This is a genomic window from Rossellomorea vietnamensis, from assembly GCF_025398035.1.
GTDB lineage: Bacteria > Bacillota > Bacilli > Bacillales > Bacillaceae_B > Rossellomorea > Rossellomorea vietnamensis_B.
In genome coordinates this window covers 2,183,331-2,200,503 of record NZ_CP104558.1, presented here as the reverse complement: position 1 = coordinate 2,200,503, position 17,173 = coordinate 2,183,331, and the positions used below count along the sequence as shown (strand labels likewise).

Genomic DNA, 17,173 nt, shown 5'->3' with positions numbered 1-17,173 from the left:
TTTTTTATCCCACATTTTGCTCAGAGCCCTTATTACCGGGGGCAAACCAGCCCAACAAGGCAATCCCCACAAGGACTCCATAGAAAATCAGGGTCCATACGGTACTATGGGGAAAATCATGATCGAGCACCCCGATATCCTCATGGGCTAGGGTGATGACGGCAAGCTTCACTCCGACCCAGGCAACAATGGCATAAGCTGTCGTTTCCAGAGCAGGACGCTTTTCCAGCAGCTGCACGAACCAGGTTGCCGCGTATTTGATGAGGATCAATCCTGCAATCCCGCCAAGGACGACCACGATGAATTGTCCGCCATCCATGCCGCCGAAATCTCCAAGGGGAGAGTCAGGCAGGCCAAGGGCAAGGGCGACAGCGGCAAGGATCGAATCAATGGCAAATGCAAGGTCTGCCAGGGCGATTTTTCCAACCGTCGGCCAGAATCCTTTGCCGGCTGCTTCTTCTTCCGTTTCTTCCTGATTCTTTTCATTATCCTTCCCGAACTTCGCTTTGATGACATGTTTGAGTCCCAAATAAAGCAGGTAAGCTGCCCCGACCGCCTGGATCTGCCAGACATTTGCGATGAACGAAATGGCAAAAAGGGCCACAAACCTAAAGGCGAACGCCAGAAAAATCCCGTATTTTATCGCTCGTTTCTTTTCATCTTCTGGTAAATGCTTCGCGATGACTGCGAGCACGAGGGCGTTATCTGCTGACAATAAGCCCTCTAGGCCGATCAAGATTAATAAAGTCCATCCATATTCTAACCAAATTGATTCCAAATGTATCGCTCCCATCAAAAATGATAGCCTTAAAGAACTCTTTAGCTTATCTTACCACTTATTTTCCATCTAATACGAATCTAAAATGGTTTTGCACGATAGGCGGTTTTCGTGGTATAGTAAATTTACTAATTATGACAGGAGTGATGGGTGGACGATGAAGAACTAATCTTATTTTCGAGACGTTTGAAATTCCATATTTCAAATTAACCTAAATAGGATTAGTCTGCCCATTTTTATATGCGTTTTTAGCTATTGAAAGATGAATAGCTTTCTTTGTGTACGTGACAGGTACGGCTAATCCTTCCAGAACCATTGGGAGGATTTTTTGTTCTCCCTTTTTTGAAGAGAGGGGAAGATACTATGAGAGAAATGTTGAAATTATTGAATATACGGTATGAATTAATGGATCAAAATATATTTGAAAAGGTGAATGGCAGCGTGCAGGAGGGAGACGTCATCGGGGTCATCGGGAATAACGGTGCCGGAAAGTCGACCTTGCTTCAATTAATCGCGGGTGAACGGACACCAACGGGGGGACAGATCCAATGGCTTCACCCCGATGTGACGATCACCGTGGTCGAGCAGGAAACCGAAACCCATTCCACTGAAGGAATGACCCCAACGCATTCCGCCTTACTGGATAAATGGCACGTCCCAAACCATGAATTTCAGCAGCTGAGCGGTGGAGAAAAGCTGAAGGCGAGGCTCGCAAAAGGGTTTTCGCAAAAGTCTGATCTGCTCTTACTGGATGAACCGACCAATCATCTGGATCAGCCCAGCCTGGCGTTTTTGACGAAGCAAATCAAAGAGTTCAAAGGCACCATAATACTCGTGTCACACGATCGTTATTTCTTGGATGAAGCCGTGACAAAGATCTGGTCCATCGAAGGTAAGACGCTCATGGAGCATAAAGGCAATTATTCGAGCTACATGGAGGTACGGAAGCAGAAAAGGTTGACTCAACAGCGTGAGTATGAGAAACAGCAGAAAATGGTGGAGCGGATCGAGAACCAGATGAAGGAGCTCACCTCCTGGTCCGAAAAAGCCCACGCCCAGTCGACGAAACAGGAAGGCTATAAAGAATACTACCGCGTCAAAGCAAAACGTACGGATAGCCAGGTCAAATCCAAGCAAAAGCGTCTGGAAAGAGAACTGGAAAAAACAAAAATAGAAGCAGTCGAAAAGGAGCATAGCATCCGCTTCTCGATCCAATCGACTAACAGAACGGGGAAGCGATTAATAGAAGTAAAGGGACTGAAGAAATCATTTGAGGGACGGACCTTATTCAAAAACGCCCATTTTACCATCCAACACGGAGAAAAGATTGCAATCACCGGACCGAATGGAAGCGGAAAGACGACGCTGTTGAAGATACTCATGGGAATGGAAGCAGCTGAGGGGGGCGTGTGGATATCGCCATCCGCTAATATCGGCTACCTGACACAGGAAGTATTCGACCTCCCCCTCGATGAGACGCCGGGAGAGCTCTTCCATAAAGAAACCTTTACTGAACGAGGAAAAGTCCAGACTCTGATGAAGCATCTTGGATTCCAGACATCTCATTGGCATTCCCCGATTCGAAACATGAGTATGGGTGAACGGGTGAAGATCAAGTTAATGAAATACATCCTCGAGGAAAAAGACGTCTTGATCCTCGATGAACCGACGAACCATTTGGATCTTGCTTCCCGGGAGCAGCTGGAGGAAACCCTGTCTGAGTACAATGGTACCCTGATCGTCGTCTCCCATGACCGTTATTTCCTTGAAAAAACGACGGAAATCAAGCTTGTGATTGAGAACGGAGCCATAATGAAACAGCTGGATGAACCGCCTGCTGAACGGGATGACAAGGAAGAACGGCGCTTGAAGCTCGAGACGGAAAGGCAGGAAGTGTTGGGGCATCTGAGTTTTATGCTGCCGGGGGATGCGGGGTATGCTGAACTCGACAAGAAGTTTATCGAATTAACAAAACAAATCAATGAACTGAAGTAACAAAAGGGACGTTCCGATTCAAAATCGGTACGTCCTCTTTTTATGACCTACACCAAAAAAGTCCAGACAATACCAAAAGAGTGCTAGTGAAAGCGATTACAAACATTCTGAATTCTCAATATAATTAACCTTGAGCTTGATAACAAAGGGGGAGTAAGAAGTGAAGAAGACGTTAATGTTCATGGTTCTCATTCTATTTATGGGTATGCTTGCAGCATGTAGCAGTAGTACAGGTGGTAAGAAAGGCGTCAGTGTCGGGATCGTATTACCGACAAAGGACGAGCCGAGATGGGTTCAGGATGAAAAGCGCTTTAAAGATGCGTTGAAGGATTCCGAGTATACAACGGAAATCCTGTTCAGCCAAGGTTCTTCTGCCAAGGAAAAGGAAAATGTAGAAACATTGATCAATAAAGGTATCGATGTGCTGATCATCACTCCACAGGATGGGGATGCGGCAGCAGCTGCTGTGGAGTCAGCGAAAAAAGAAGGAATTACGGTCATTTCGTATGATCGTCTGATTACGAATACAGATGCGGTTGATTATTACGTAACATTTGATAGCGTTGCCGTTGGGGAAGCACAGGGACAATATCTGATCGATCACGCCGAGGGCAAAGATGTACCACTTTATTTGTATGCCGGTGCAGCTTCTGATAACAATGCGTTCTTGTTCTTTGAAGGAGCCTGGAAAGTGCTTCAACCGAAAATTGCGGATGGAACATTTAAAATCGCGAATTCAAGCGAAGCAGAATCACTTAAGGATACAGCTGAGTTGAGCCGTGACGAAATGAGTGAAATCCTTGGTCAGGTGACGACGAACTGGGATCCGAACGAAGCGAAGAACAAAGCACAAACCCATCTGACAGCAGCAGGCGCGGATATGAAGGGGAATGTGGCCGTCCTTGCACCGAATGATGGTACAGCACGATCGATCGCTGATGTATTTGCTTCTGACAAAGCAGTAACCAGCTACGTTGTCACAGGTCAGGATGCAGAAAAAGCGTCTGTTCAATATGTGATTGATGGTAAGCAGTCCATGACAGTCTTCAAAGACGTACGCACCCTTGTAACCGATGCGATGGGTATTGCCGTTGACGTACTGGATGGAAAAACGCCTGAAACGACTGGTTCTTATGACAATGGTAAGAAAGATGTTGAAGCGAAGCAAACGGAAGTCATCGTGGTCGATCAAGAGAATGTGAAGGAAGAACTGATCGATTCAGGATATTACAAAGCGGATGAATTTACAGGATTAAAGGAATAGCAATAAGCGGGATGGTGGCCGGAAAACCGCCGCCATCCTGTATTGTCATTGTTTTTGTTAAAGGGGGTTAAGTGTGATGAAGAAGTATTTGTTAGAAATGAATGGTATCTCCAAGGAATTTACGGGTGTGAAAGCACTGAGTGATGTGAATTTCAAAGTGGAAGAAGGGGAGATTCATTGCTTGATAGGTGAAAACGGTGCTGGGAAATCCACGCTAATGAAGGTGCTGAGCGGGGTGTATCCGTTTGGGACGTATACGGGGGACATCGTGTTCGATGGAGCCGTTCAGCAATTTAACAAAATCAGTGACAGTGTCAACACAGGGATTGCCATCATCTATCAGGAGCTGGCTCTCTTTCCGGATCTGACCGTTTATGAAAATATTTTTGCAGGGAATGAAGTGAAGCTCGGCGGTTTCATTGATTGGAACCGAACCATCGTGGAGGCGCAGAAGCTTCTGAAAAAAGTGAAGCTGGATGTGAACCCCGATACTCTGGTGAGGGACCTAAGCGTAGGGAAACGCCAGCTGGTCGAGATTGCGAAGGCTTTGAGCAAAGATGTGAAATTATTGATTTTGGATGAACCGACAGCAGCATTGAATGAAGATGACAGTGAGAATCTGCTGGAATTACTGAAGGATCTGAAGAAACAAGGCATCACATGTATCATGATTTCCCACAAATTAAAGGAAGTCATTCACATCGCCGATAAGGCGACCGTTCTCAGGGATGGTAAAACCATTTGCACCCTGGATGCATCAAAGGAAGAAGTATCGGAAGGGATCATCATCAAGAATATGGTGGGCCGCTCCATTGAGGATATCTATCCGAAACGGCCCAATAAATCCCATGGTGACACCATTTTGGAACTTCAAAACTGGTCTGCTTATGATCCGCAGCTTGGCAGACAGGTGATCAAGAATGTGGATCTTCAAGTGAAAAGAGGGGAAATCGTCGGGATTGCGGGTCTCATGGGATCAGGTCGAACAGAGCTTGCGTTGAGCATATTCGGCAATGCGAAATCATACAAGCTTGAGGGAAACCTTGTTTGGAATGACAACCTTACCACACTCAAACATACAAAGGATGCCATCAAAGCAGGAATTGCTTATGTCACAGAAGATCGTAAAGATGACGGACTTTTCCTTTTGCAGGATATAAAAAGTAATATATCAGCTGCCAACTTAGGCGGGATCTCCTCCAAAGGGATCATCAATGATAATGAAGAAATCAAAGTGGCTGAACGCTATCATTCTTCTCTTCATATCAAGGCATCTTCTCTTGAACAGATGGTAGGGAACTTGAGTGGGGGAAATCAGCAGAAAGTATCCATCGGGAAATGGCTCTTCGTCGGACCGAAGCTTCTCATCCTCGATGAACCGACGAGGGGAATCGATGTCGGGGCGAAGTTCGAAATCTATACGGTGATGAACGAGCTGATCGAACAGGGACTCAGCATCATCATGATTTCCTCCGAGCTCGGGGAAGTACTGGGAATGAGTGATCGTGTATACGTCATGGCCCAGGGTGAAATCAAAGGGGAATTACTGGTGGAAGACGCCAATCAGGAAAAAATAATGGAACTTGCAACGCAATAAGGGGGTAAACACATATGAATATCTTTCAAGAAGCAAGAATGCTGATTCGCGACAACATACGTGATTACGGCATGTATATTGCGCTATTCGCTATCATACTTACATTTACGTTTATGACGGACGGCTTATTCATAACGTCCAGGAACATTAGTAATCTATTGGACTCCGCAGGCTATATCGCCGTGCTCGCTGTCGGGATGACCCTGGTCATCGTCATCCGGCATATCGACCTGTCCGTTGGATATGCGGCGGGATTCCTTGGTGCCATTGCAGCCATCCTGTTGACACAGGCGGGTCTTTCCACATGGCTGACGATTCCGATCATCCTCATCATCGGAGCCATCGTCGGGCTGTTCAACGGTCTTCTTGTGGCCCAGATCGGGATCCCATCTTTCGTGGCGACGTTAGCCGGAATGCTGATCTTCCGCGGGGCGCTTTTGCAGGTGACGGAGAAGACAGGGACCATCATCATTCAGGATGACCATTTTAATGCCATTGGGAACGGGTTTATCCCATCCCTGATGGAAGTGGGCGGACTCCATCTTCTATCCCTTCTTGTGGGGCTCGTCGGGATCATCCTATATATTTATAGTGAAATCTCGACAAGACGAAATAAGATCAAATACGAGTTTGAAGTCATCTCTTCACCGATTTTCGCCTTGAAGCTCGTCTTCGTTTCGGCCATCATCGGATATGTGACATGGATTCTTGCGGGATATCATGGATTTTCCTGGACGGTCATCATCATTCTGATCGTTGTGGTCGTCTATCACTTCCTGACCTCCAAAACGGTCCTTGGCCGCCATATTTATGCCGTGGGAAGCAATCCCGAAGCGGCTCATCTCAGCGGGATCAATGTAAAGAAAATCACCTATATCGTCTTCGGTTCAATGGGGATGCTTGCAGCCCTATCCGGTATATTGTTCACATCACGTCTTCAATCCGCCACGACCACTGCGGGAACGTTATTCGAACTGGATGCCATCGCTGCTGCCTACGTGGGAGGGGTGTCCTCTGCAGGTGGTGTCGGGAAAGTAACGGGTGCCATCATCGGAGCCATCGTCATGGCTTCATTGACAAGTGGAATGAACCTCCTTGGCGTCGGAATATCCTATCAATATATGATCCGTGGAGGGGTGCTTGCCGGGGCTGTCATCTTTGATGTGATGACCCGCAAGAAAAGATAATTGAAGCAGCCGGATTCCTAAGGGATCCGGTATTGTTCTTTTTTAAAAATATTGCTGTAGTAGATTGTGAATATTCAAAAAGTACAGGAACCTTCCCCGAGTTTCCTGTGCTATGATAAAAGTAATGGTTCTAACTGATGGGAGGGGGCGTGTCGGGTGCGTAAGATCCGTTTTGTCGGCCTTTTAGTGGTCGTACTTATGTTGTGTCATTTAACATTTATATCTGCAAAAAAGGTATTCGAAGCCGACGCGCACCTGCCCGGTGAGATAGGGACGGCGGGGGAAGACCGGCACAGGCTTGTGCTGATTACTCAGGATACCCGGACGCCGTTTTGGGACAAGGTAGCGAAGGGTGCGAAGCGGAAAGCAGAAGAAGAAGGTGTGAGCCTTGAAGTATGGGGAAGCTTCGGGAAAAATCAGGAGGAGTTCCTGAAAAACATTGAAATCGCCATTCAATCGAAGGTCGATGGGATCCTGATCCAGGGGACGGATACACCTGAATTTAAGGAGCTCACAAAGGTGAAGGCTTCCTTCAATGGAATTCCTGTCATAACGGTCGCCAATGATGTTCCAATGGAGGAGAGCCTGCGCCGTACATATGTAGGGTCTGATCAATATGAAGCAGGGAAGCTGGTGGCAAAAGAACTCCTCCGTAAAATGGGGGATAGGGGAAAGATTGTCCTCATGGTGGATCGTGATCAGGAATATTATCAAAAAGAACGGGTCAGGGGCATCCGCGATGTGATGAAGGGATACCCTTCCATAAAACTTGTGGTGGGGGAAACGGGAAGGGATCGTGATCAGATCATTACGATAACGAGGGATGTCATGAATCGCTTTCCGGATATCGATGCGTTCATCTCTGTCAATGCGAGTAATCTCGGGGCGATGATCGATGAAATAAGTAAGCGCTCTCAAGAGGAGTCGTATTTCATTTATTCCTTTGACGATGGACCGGAATCATTGACGCTATTATCACGGGGGATGATCGACGGTGTGGTCGAGCAGGAGCCTGAGAAAATGGGAGAAATGAGCGTCCGTCTCATGGAGGAGTGGCTGAATGGGGAGACCGTTCCCCTTGATGAGGAAGGGTATCTGACCGAATTGAAGATGTTGAAAGTGGAGAAGGACCAATGACAACTATCCAGAAAAAGATCCTCACCCTTACTACGGTGGTCATGATCATCATGTCCGCCATCTGGCTCGCTCTGACTTACTATAATTATAGAACGCATGAGCAATACAATGAGATTCTAAAGCGATATCTGAACATGAATGAAGTATCAAGGGCAAGTCAGCAGGTGGTCACCGACTTGAATAACTATATGGTCGACACCAATGACAGAACCCTTAAACAACTGGAGAAAAGCAAGGAAGGACTTGAATCGACCAAGTCCGGTGTCTATTCCCTGCGGAACCGGGATAACGACTTTACCCTGACCAACTATCTTAACCTGATTGATAGTCTGGTAGAAACGACGGACCGATTGATCCTGTTCCAGAAAGAACGGGATGCCGAAGCTTCTGCACAGGAGTTTGCCGAGGCAAACCGGATATCAGGCTATATATCTGAGATGACCCTTACGTTAATTGATAAAGAATTGACGACGTACAATGTGATGTACAGGGGGATCATGGAGCAGTCAGCGGAGGTCATCAAGCTTGGAATTTGGGTGCTCCTTCTCATTACTTGTCTGCTCTTGATTGCTTCCTATTGGTTCTCACTCGGGATCACGCGACCAGTCTTTCAGCTGACGAGAGCTGCAAATGAACTGTCAAAGGGGAATTTCAGCCGGCAGGTAAAGGTGGAAGGAAGCGATGAAATCGCCTTTTTAGCGAAGACCTTCGACCGCATGAGGATCAATATCAACAATCTGATCTCGGAAATCAAGCAGAAAGCGGCACTGGAACGGGAACTTCAGGAAAGTAAGCTTCTTTTACAAGAAAGCCAGTTTAGAAGCCTCCAGAGTCAGATCAACCCCCATTTCTTATTTAATACGTTGAATACCCTTTCAAAAAAAGCGTACTTGGAAGGATCAGAGGAGACGAGCGACCTCCTTGTGAGCGTGGCGGGGATCCTCCGTTATAATCTGAAACGGCAGAACAGGTCTGTTACATTAAGGGACGAGATTCATGTACTGGAACAATATATGCACATTCAAAAAGCGCGTTTCACCGATCGATTGCAGCTGCACATGGAAGTCGATGAAGCCTGCATGGACGTTCGAATACCGGCATTGACCCTGCAGCCCATCGTTGAAAATGCCGTTATACATGCAGTGGAACCGAAAGAGGATGGGGGGGCGATCTGGTTTCGTGTCCGGGAAGAAGACAGTATCATCCTTGTTGAGATCCAGGATGATGGTGTGGGAATGTCACAGGAGAAAATCCGGCAGATCCTCCATGAAGAAGGATCCCGTGAAGGCCATTCAACAGGGATTGGCTTTAGCAATGTGGTAAAGCGGCTGCAGTTGTTTTATGGGTTTGAAGATGTCCTCCGGATTGAAAGTGAAGAGGGCAAGGGTACTAAAATTTCGCTGAGGATTATAAGGGAAGGAGCAGGTACGGATGATCAAGCTTCTCATAGTGGATGATGAGCAGTTGGAACGTGAAGGAATGCAGACGATTTTACAGAAGAATTTCCCCGGGCTTGATATTCAGCAGGCGAAGAACGGGATGATGGCTGTGGAGATGGCAAAGGAATATGCTCCCGATCTGATCTTGATGGATATTAAAATGCCCGTCATGAATGGTCTCGAGGCTATGGAAATCATCAACGGGGAACAGCCTCATATCAAATTCATCATGGTGACGGCCTATGATACTTTTTCGTACATGAAAGCAGCCATCAAGCTTGGCGTCAAGGACTATATACTGAAGCCGAGCAAAGCTTCTGAAATCGTCCATACGATCAGCAAGGTGCTCGAACAGATTGAACAAGAGCGTGAGCGGCATGTAGAAAACCTGCATCAGAAGGAAAGATGGCAAAAGACACAGATGCTGGTGGAAACCGATGTGGTCACCCAGTTATTATTCGATCACGTCCATGACGTTCATGTCGATATGCTCATGGACATGCTCGAAATTCCTTCGTCTGAGGAAATGTTCGTGATGGTCCTTCACCTTCCTGGAGGAGGCGAAAAACAGTACTCCGCCATCCGGAAGAAAGTGTTACAAAGTGGATGGACCGGGGCATTGTACGGCAGGCAGCTCCCCATCATTGTGTTCAGGCAGCCTGCGACAACCTACAGGTCCCAGGCAACCGCTTTGGCAAGGGAGCTGCTTTCACTTGCTAAAGATAATGAAAAGGAATGGTTCATCGGAATCGGAAAGGTGTATCATTCAATGGATCAAGTGCGTCATTCCTATCAGGAAGCGATGCTTGCCACTGTCGATACACAGGGGCGAAAGAAATACCGCTTTTTCGAAGAAATTCCCCTGGAGCCCGGGAAACGTGAACAAGCCATGATGGATCAGAAGGACTTAATGGAGAAAATCAGACTGGGGAAGTGGGATCAGGTGCATGCCCGGATCATGAATTCTTTCACATTATTGGAGAAAGAGCGGACACCCCTCGTTTACACCCAGCAGCGGACCCTTGAGGTACTGTGGATGATTTCCCGGACCTTGAGTGAATGCGGGGTCGAAACGGCCACGCCGCTTTTCGCCTTACAGCCAATGGATTACCGCCAGCTGCGGGAAGAGACCGAACGTCTCCTAAGCGGGATGAAGGACTCTTATACAGAACGCTTCAACAGGATGGAGAGCGATACGTTCCAACAAATCAAACAGTTCATCCAAGATCATTCCCATCAAGACATATCATTGGATACCCTCGCACAAAAAGTGAATTTGAGCCCTATTTATATTAGTAAGATGTTCAAGGAGAAACAAGGAGTCAACTACATCGATTTCCTGACGGAGTGCCGAATGGAGAAGGCGAAAACATTGCTCGGTGACATGGAGAAAAGCATAAAGGAAATCACCTTCGAAGTGGGATACCATGACCCGAATTATTTCAGCAAGGTCTTTAAGAAAATGACCCATTATTCTCCAAAAGAGTACCGAAAGACATTGCTTGGCCAACATGCATAAAGGGGAAGGAACGCCATGGTCCATTGGAAGAAACGGATAAACATAGGCTGGATCATGATCATAGTGCTGATACTGACTGCATGCGTGCAGACGGATCCAGTCGAACAGATGCCTAAGGAAGAAGAGAAAGTCCCTCCCGACGTCGTGAAGATCGGATTCTCCATGGATACACTCGAGGAGGAACGATGGGTGAGGGACCGTGATTTATTCAAACAGGCCGTCGAAGACCTGGGGGCGGAAGTGGAGATCATGGAGGCAAGAGGGAACGATGCCCTTCAAGTCCTTCAGGCAGAAACGTTGATCAGTCAGGGAATCGATGTGCTGGTCATCGTCCCTTATAACGCGGAAGCCGCGGCGGCCATCGTGCAGAAAGCCCATCGCGCCGGCATCAAGGTGGTTTCGTATGACCGGCTTGTGAAAAACGCCGACATCGATCTGTATGTCTCATTTGATAACGAACGGGTAGGGGAGCTCCAGGCAAAGGCTCTTACACAACGTGTCCCTAAGGGGAAGTATGTGTACATTGGAGGGGCCGATACCGACTACAATGCCCACCTGATGAAAAAAGGCGTCTTCAGCGTACTGGATCCTCTAATTGACCATGGGGATATCCAAATCGTCTATGATCAATGGACAGATAACTGGCTCCCCGGAAACGCCTATTCCAATATGAAAGAGGCCCTGGCAGCCAACCACAATGAAATAGACGCGGTCATTGCGGCCAATGATGCAACTGCCGGAATGGCATTGAAGGCATTGGAAGAAGCCGGCCTCGAAGGAAAAGTCCCCATCGCCGGACAGGACGCAGAGCTTGCCGCAGCACAAAGGATCGTTCGCGGTACACAAACAATGACCGTCTACAAACCGATCAATACCCTTGCCAGTGAAGCGGCATCCCTTGCCATCGCACTCGCCAAAGACGAATACATCGACACCGATAAAAAAATCAACAATGGGAAAATCGAAGTCCCATCCGTCCTCCTTGAACCCATTGCTGTAAACCGGGACAACCTCGATCGCACCATCATTGCGGATGGTTTTCATTCGAGGGAGGACGTGTATAAGTGATCTGCGAGAAAAGCATCCGAAATTTTTCTAAAAGGAAACCGACGAAAAATCGCACCTCTCATCAAGAAAAGGGGAAAGAACCCTGCGAAAACAGCACTTTCATATTTTTTCCAATTCGGTTATACTCAACATAAATGAATGGAATGGGGGATGGGGAAATCGTGCGGAAAATGGCTTTTATGCTCCTGACTGGTTCTATACTCTTTGCAGGGTGTTCGAATACAGAACAGGCAGATGAATACACCGTGAAGGAAGCGACTGACAATGGTGACACGCTCGTAGATGAAGAAGGGGAAGTAACCAATCTGGACAAACTATTGAGTTTTGTAGATGGGGTGCAGGAGAAAAAAGAGTCTGAAGTGACCGTATCGAACTTTTTCAACAACCAGGTAAGTGTCAATGAAATATCGTTCGATGGAAATAAAGTCAACTATGTGCTGAAGACCGGGACCGGGGAAGAAAAGAGAAGTGCGGTTTGCGACGGAATCGAAGAGAGGACCGGATTCATCTCATTGCAGGGGTGTGACGGGGAAGAAGATTCCATTGGGATCGTGCAGGTCTCGGAATATAAAGTAAATAAGGCTAGGGCTTCGATGAAAGACTGAACGGAAGCATCCATACCCTTTAGATAAGAAAGGTTACTCCCCTGAGAGTAACCTTTTAGATTGTTATAGATTCTAAGTTTATCTTTCCCTTTTTATTGGGGAACCCCATGCCATTGAAGAGATTCGTGTCGTTTTCAGTTACCCCCTGTATACCATTTGTAAGAATTGGACTGTCCACGGCAAGAGCTGTTGAAGCCTTCTGTTTTATGAGTATTGTAGCTTTCTCCTTTAAGATACCCTTGTGAAAAATATCTCTCCTTAATGCTGCCCACGATGACAACTCCAACCATGAACGAAAAGGGAATCAAAACGAATAACCAAACCATCAGCACAACCTCCTTTTTTAATAGGAAAAGCAGGTGAACTTCCAACTTTTGTCATATCTAATACTATTGTACCACATATGATATGGAAAAATATCGATGGTCATTCCGGGTAAGGCATCCCTTCTATCCCCCGCATACCTTAAGACGTTTCCGAATATGATTTTTAACAGGACGGTCCTATCCACCGTTCATCTGGTATATAATGAATCTATCACCTTCAGGAGGTACATATGAAACAGCAAAACTATGAAAATCACAGCAAGGTTGATCCGGTGTTTCATGTAGGAATTGCCCTGTCAGCCCTTGTTACCCTTATTTTGACGATGATATTTTTCGTGATGAATGTGGGTACGGAGACATTGCTTAGCTTTATCGTCCTTCTAGTCGTGATCACGTTGATCCTGGTTGGGGTGAGGCTCCGGACGTATGCCCTTCAAGTTCAAGACCGGGTGATCCGTACGGAAGAGAATTTCCGTTACTACCGTCTCTCAGGGAATGAACTGGATGACCGACTGTCCCTTAAGCAGATCATCGCACTCAGGTTTGCTCCGGATGAGGAATTCCCGGTGTTGGTCGAACGGACACTGGCGGAAAACTTAACACCCAATGACATTAAGAAAGCTGTACAGAACTGGCGTGCAGATCATCATCGCGTATAAACAACAAGGATTGGACCGCTCATTCATGGGCGGTTACGTTTTTTTAGAAGGAGGCTCGTTATGCCGAACGAAATCATGGTGGATGTAAAAGAGTTAGTGAAAAGATATGGTTCCTTTACGGCGGTGAAGGGAGTCCGCTTTCAGGTGGAGAAGGGGGAGATCTTCGGATTGCTTGGGCCAAACGGGGCCGGGAAGACGACGACGATCGAGATGCTCGTGGGACTCCGTAAACCGGACGAGGGGACGGCAAGCTTAGCCGGATTTGACGTGAAAAAAGATGTGAATAAAGTAAAGGAAGTGATTGGGGTCCAGCTTCAGTCGACCTCACTGTTTGAACTGCTCAAGGTGGAGGAGATCCTTCATTTGTATGCGAGCTTTTATCCGAAGAACGTGGACATCGATCAATTGATCGAAGATATGCTGCTGACGGAGAAGCGGAAGGACCGGATCAAGGGACTGTCAGGCGGGCAGAAGCAGCGTCTGGCGATTGCCCTGGCACTGATTCATGATCCCAATATCGTGTTCCTCGATGAACCGACGACGGGACTGGATCCCCAGGCAAGAAGGACGCTGTGGGATATTGTGCTGCGACTTAAGGAGCGGGGGAAGACGGTAATTCTGTCGACTCACTATATGGATGAAGCTCATGTGCTCTGCGACCGGATCGGCATCATGGACCAGGGGGAGCTCATCGCCCTCGATACACCTGGAAATCTCGTAAAAACGCTGCAGTCGACCAGTACGATCGAATTCCATCTGGACAATCCTCCTGAACAAGTTTGGTTCATGAAAATGGATGGAGTGGAAGAAGTCGCCATCAAGGATACATTCGTCCAGCTATACACAGATGAACTGCAAAGGGCATTGACATCCTTAATTACCTTATCGACAGAGCATGATTTGAAAATCGAGGACCTTCAGACGCGTCAGGCGACGCTCGAGGATGTCTTCATTCATATGACAGGAAGGAGGCTGCGGGAATCATGAGAGCGTATTGGCAGCTGACACTGGCACAATTGCGGATTTTTGCACGAAACAAACAAGTATTATTCTTCACACTGCTCTTCCCGGTCATCCTGATGGTGGCCCTCGGTTCATTCGCAGGGGGAGGGAACTCGGTTTCCCTGACAGTAGGGATGGTCGACAATGATCAAACCAATGCCTCAAAGGATTTAAAGGACTTATTCTTAAAAAATGATGGAATTGAAACAGCGAAATTTGATACTGTCAAAACGGGAAAAAAAGCCGTGAAAAACGGTGATATCCAGCTTCTGATCACAATCCCGAAAGGATATGGGGAAAACGTGAAGGACAGGGACGAAGCGTTCTCGATTCCCGTCTACTATAACGAAAAGAACCTGACGACCGCGGAACTTGGACTGACGGTAGTGAACGGAATCATCGATCAATACAGTAAGGACCTTGTCGATTATAAGCCTGTCGTGACGGTCGAGAAAGTCGGGATCGAGGCATTGAACATCCGCTATGTCGATTTCCTTGTACCGGGGATCGTCGCCATGATGATCATGAGCAACAATATGAACGGGGTGGCGGGCCAGATCTCCGCGTGGCGTGAGCGTGGAATCCTCCGACGCATGCAGGGGACGAGGCTGAAGGCTTCCACCTTCATTGCCGCACAGATTACGGCCCGTCTCATGCTGAACGGTACACAGGCCCTGCTCGTCGTACTGATTGCCGATCTTATTTTTGACATTAATGTAGCAGGCTCGTGGCTTGCGATGATTTTCTTCATCATCCTTGGGACCCTGGCGTTTATGTCACTCGGCTTCATCATTGCGGGTATGGCGAAGAACCCGGAAAGTGCGGGACCGATCGCGGGCTTCGTGACGTTTCCGATGCTGTTTCTTGGTGGTGTGTTCTTCCCCATCAACAATATGCCGGACATCATCCAGCCCATCGTGAAGGTGCTGCCGATCGCTCACCTCAGTTCCGCGCTGCGGGAGACGATGAATCTCGGGACGCCGTTCCTGGAGCTTGGGACGGAGACGCTGATCCTTGGAGCGTGGCTCGTCGGAGGATTTGCTTTAGCCAGTTATGTGTTTAAGTGGGAATAGAAAAAAGTCCAATCGGATCAACCCGATTGGACTTTTTTCATGCCCTCTTCTCCAAATCCTTCGCCGTCTCACTCATCTCCACGTCACTACCTTCTTTGTAAGTTCCGAACAACACATCGACAAATGGGGTGGAGACCCCGTACCAATAGTTCTCATTCTTATAATGATGGAGAATATGCGTCTTTTTAAGCCAGCGGCCGAACCGCGTCTTCGGCTTCATGGGACGGTGAGCAACGTAGTGTTTCCATTCATACACAAAGAACATGAAGAGAATCCCGGTGGTGAAAGCAAGGGTGAATGACATTGAACCGGTCAGGAAATAAAACAACAAACACAGGACAAAGAGGTTGGGTGCGCTGTACCAGACGGGCAGAAAGAGGAGCTTTAAGTCATTCGGCTTTTTATGATGATCATAGTGCAGGCGCTTGATTAAATTTAGTAAAAAGGGATTCTTCGGGGGCTTGATGTGAAAGAGGAAGCGGTGGGTGAGGTATTCACTGAACATGTAGGTGACGATCCCGACGGCAAAAAATAGCAAGCTGAATAGGGAAAGCTCCATTGTGAACAAAAATCCGAGTACCAAGAGAAATATGCCCACCATGACTAAAATATCAAAGTGTAAAAAGAAATCCCGATACAATCGATTCTTTTTCATCCTTCCTTGCCTCCATTCATTTTTTGTTTCCAAAGCGTAATGCTCGTTTCCATCATGTCCCGGATGGTTTGTTCGGCTTGTTGAAGATCCCCATCCAATATCCATTTTAGAAGGGTACCGTAATAATCCCGTGAAGCGGCACGATGGGTGGAATCGCTGAAATATTTTTCCGCCATCCTGATATACACATCCCTAAAGCTGTTCAGGATCAAGAGATAAATCGGATTTGGCGACAACATGGCAACCCGATGCTGAATATGCCAGTCGAATTCCGCATACGTTACAGCTGTGTCATTCATATCTTCAAACGGAGCGAAGAGGGAGATGACCTTCAGCTTGTTGTTCTCCATGGCGTCCCTGAAATAGGCGGGGGTAATCGCTACGCGCAGTTCCAACATATGAATGATGAATGCATCCGGGATCTCCTCTTCATGCTGAAGGATCGTGACAATCGTCATCAAGTTCCCCTGCTTCCAGTAATCATTCACGACGGCAGGCATTCCTTTCCGGCTCCGGGTCCAGCCGTCCCGTTCCAATCTCTGCAGTGCCTCGCGAATGGTGGGACGCCCCACTTTGTAATGAATAGCCAGATCTCTTTCTGATTGAAGGGATTCCTGAATCTTCAGTTCCCCACCCAGTATGGACCGGGTAATGTCACGGGCAATGAGATCGGAAGAACGTTCTTTCATTGAGTGTACCTCCTGATTGGTCATACCAATTAAAAGTTTGGTAATACCATTATATGATTCTAGTAGATGTATTTGTCAATAAATTCTGAAATTTAATTACGGTACTTTTCAACACCTTATTTCTTGACTCTAACTAGTTGACCCCCTAAACTATAAAATAGAATAATTAGTTTAGGGGGT

The 17,173-nt window shown here is 47.2% G+C and carries 16 protein-coding genes; 12 read left to right on the top strand and 4 right to left on the bottom strand.

Annotated elements, in window-relative coordinates:
• Positions 1-4 precede the first annotated feature (4 nt).
• Positions 5-778: a TerC family protein gene (locus N5C46_RS11475; protein WP_261752200.1), complete on the bottom strand. Its 774-nt coding sequence runs from the start codon at positions 776-778 to the stop codon at positions 5-7.
• Between the two features lie 363 nt (positions 779-1,141).
• Between N5C46_RS11475 and abc-f the strand changes: the two genes are divergently transcribed.
• The 9 genes from abc-f to N5C46_RS11430 all read left to right on the top strand — a co-directional run bounded on the left by abc-f (position 1,142) and on the right by N5C46_RS11430 (position 12,589).
• Positions 1,142-2,773, top strand: coding sequence for a ribosomal protection-like ABC-F family protein (abc-f, locus tag N5C46_RS11470; protein ID WP_261752199.1), 1,632 nt, complete (start codon positions 1,142-1,144; stop codon positions 2,771-2,773).
• 199 nt (positions 2,774-2,972) lie between these two features.
• Positions 2,973-4,037, top strand: coding sequence for a sugar ABC transporter substrate-binding protein (locus N5C46_RS11465; RefSeq protein WP_261752341.1), 1,065 nt, complete (start codon positions 2,973-2,975; stop codon positions 4,035-4,037).
• Positions 4,038-4,113: 76 nt separating this feature from the next.
• Positions 4,114-5,634: a sugar ABC transporter ATP-binding protein gene (locus N5C46_RS11460; RefSeq protein ID WP_261752198.1), complete on the top strand. Its 1,521-nt coding sequence runs from the start codon at positions 4,114-4,116 to the stop codon at positions 5,632-5,634.
• Between the two features lie 14 nt (positions 5,635-5,648).
• Complete coding sequence (locus N5C46_RS11455) at positions 5,649-6,821, top strand: sugar ABC transporter permease (protein ID WP_261752197.1); 1,173 nt, start codon at positions 5,649-5,651, stop codon at positions 6,819-6,821.
• A 156-nt stretch (positions 6,822-6,977) separates the two neighbouring features.
• On the top strand, positions 6,978-7,958 hold the full coding sequence (locus tag N5C46_RS11450; protein ID WP_261752196.1) for a sugar ABC transporter substrate-binding protein: 981 nt from the start codon (positions 6,978-6,980) through the stop codon (positions 7,956-7,958).
• Positions 7,955-9,415: a sensor histidine kinase gene (locus tag N5C46_RS11445; RefSeq protein WP_261752195.1), complete on the top strand. Its 1,461-nt coding sequence runs from the start codon at positions 7,955-7,957 to the stop codon at positions 9,413-9,415. Before N5C46_RS11450 ends, N5C46_RS11445 begins: the two co-directional genes overlap by 4 nt.
• Complete coding sequence (locus N5C46_RS11440) at positions 9,390-10,916, top strand: response regulator (protein WP_261752194.1); 1,527 nt, start codon at positions 9,390-9,392, stop codon at positions 10,914-10,916. The genes N5C46_RS11445 and N5C46_RS11440 overlap by 26 nt, the downstream gene beginning before the upstream one ends.
• A 15-nt stretch (positions 10,917-10,931) precedes the next feature.
• Positions 10,932-11,984, top strand: a complete 1,053-nt coding sequence (gene xylF / locus N5C46_RS11435; RefSeq protein ID WP_261752193.1) for a D-xylose ABC transporter substrate-binding protein — start codon at positions 10,932-10,934, stop codon at positions 11,982-11,984.
• Between the two features lie 161 nt (positions 11,985-12,145).
• Positions 12,146-12,589, top strand: coding sequence for a hypothetical protein (locus tag N5C46_RS11430; protein ID WP_261752192.1), 444 nt, complete (start codon positions 12,146-12,148; stop codon positions 12,587-12,589).
• A 134-nt stretch (positions 12,590-12,723) separates the two neighbouring features.
• Here the strand turns inward: N5C46_RS11430 and N5C46_RS11425 are convergent, their stop codons facing one another.
• Positions 12,724-12,915, bottom strand: a complete 192-nt coding sequence (locus tag N5C46_RS11425) for a hypothetical protein (RefSeq protein WP_261752191.1) — start codon at positions 12,913-12,915, stop codon at positions 12,724-12,726.
• Positions 12,916-13,145: 230 nt separating this feature from the next.
• On the opposite strand from N5C46_RS11425, the gene N5C46_RS11420 reads away from it, so the two are divergent.
• The 3 genes from N5C46_RS11420 to N5C46_RS11410 are packed head-to-tail and all read left to right on the top strand — an operon-like array spanning position 13,146 to position 15,649.
• Positions 13,146-13,574 (top strand): DUF6526 family protein, encoded by a 429-nt coding sequence (locus tag N5C46_RS11420; protein ID WP_261752190.1) that lies wholly within the window; start codon positions 13,146-13,148, stop codon positions 13,572-13,574.
• A 60-nt stretch (positions 13,575-13,634) separates the two neighbouring features.
• Complete coding sequence (locus tag N5C46_RS11415) at positions 13,635-14,561, top strand: ABC transporter ATP-binding protein (RefSeq protein WP_261752189.1); 927 nt, start codon at positions 13,635-13,637, stop codon at positions 14,559-14,561.
• Entirely contained in the window at positions 14,558-15,649 is a 1,092-nt protein-coding gene (locus N5C46_RS11410) for an ABC transporter permease (protein WP_261752188.1), read from the top strand. The genes N5C46_RS11415 and N5C46_RS11410 overlap by 4 nt, the downstream gene beginning before the upstream one ends.
• A gap of 37 nt (positions 15,650-15,686) precedes the next feature.
• Here N5C46_RS11410 and N5C46_RS11405 read toward each other — a convergent pair whose 3' ends face one another.
• Together N5C46_RS11405 and N5C46_RS11400 are read right to left on the bottom strand one after the other, a co-directional pair.
• Positions 15,687-16,304 carry a sterol desaturase family protein gene (locus tag N5C46_RS11405; protein ID WP_261752187.1) on the bottom strand — a complete coding sequence of 206 codons (618 nt, stop codon included), beginning with the start codon at positions 16,302-16,304 and terminating at the stop codon, positions 15,687-15,689.
• Positions 16,301-16,993, bottom strand: coding sequence for a GntR family transcriptional regulator (locus N5C46_RS11400; RefSeq protein ID WP_261752186.1), 693 nt, complete (start codon positions 16,991-16,993; stop codon positions 16,301-16,303). Before N5C46_RS11400 ends, N5C46_RS11405 begins: the two co-directional genes overlap by 4 nt.
• Between the last annotated feature and the right edge of the window lie 180 nt (positions 16,994-17,173).

Excerpts from the sequence above, each read along its gene's own strand:
- N5C46_RS11455 (WP_261752197.1), top strand. The coding sequence starts at position 5,649 with ATGAATATCTTTCAAGAAGCAAGAATGCTGATTCGCGACAACATACGT.
- xylF (WP_261752193.1), top strand. The coding sequence starts at position 10,932 with ATGGTCCATTGGAAGAAACGGATAAACATAGGCTGGATCATGATCATA.
- N5C46_RS11465 (WP_261752341.1), top strand. The coding sequence starts at position 2,973 with ATGGGTATGCTTGCAGCATGTAGCAGTAGTACAGGTGGTAAGAAAGGC.
- N5C46_RS11460 (WP_261752198.1), top strand. The coding sequence starts at position 4,114 with ATGAAGAAGTATTTGTTAGAAATGAATGGTATCTCCAAGGAATTTACG.
- N5C46_RS11405 (WP_261752187.1), bottom strand. The coding sequence starts at position 16,304 with ATGAAAAAGAATCGATTGTATCGGGATTTCTTTTTACACTTTGATATT.
- N5C46_RS11420 (WP_261752190.1), top strand. The coding sequence starts at position 13,146 with ATGAAACAGCAAAACTATGAAAATCACAGCAAGGTTGATCCGGTGTTT.
- N5C46_RS11440 (WP_261752194.1), top strand. The coding sequence starts at position 9,390 with ATGATCAAGCTTCTCATAGTGGATGATGAGCAGTTGGAACGTGAAGGA.
- N5C46_RS11410 (WP_261752188.1), top strand. The coding sequence starts at position 14,558 with ATGAGAGCGTATTGGCAGCTGACACTGGCACAATTGCGGATTTTTGCA.
- N5C46_RS11400 (WP_261752186.1), bottom strand. The coding sequence starts at position 16,993 with ATGAAAGAACGTTCTTCCGATCTCATTGCCCGTGACATTACCCGGTCC.
- N5C46_RS11415 (WP_261752189.1), top strand. The coding sequence starts at position 13,635 with ATGCCGAACGAAATCATGGTGGATGTAAAAGAGTTAGTGAAAAGATAT.
- N5C46_RS11445 (WP_261752195.1), top strand. The coding sequence starts at position 7,955 with ATGACAACTATCCAGAAAAAGATCCTCACCCTTACTACGGTGGTCATG.
- N5C46_RS11425 (WP_261752191.1), bottom strand. The coding sequence starts at position 12,915 with ATGGTTTGGTTATTCGTTTTGATTCCCTTTTCGTTCATGGTTGGAGTT.
- abc-f (WP_261752199.1), top strand. The coding sequence starts at position 1,142 with ATGAGAGAAATGTTGAAATTATTGAATATACGGTATGAATTAATGGAT.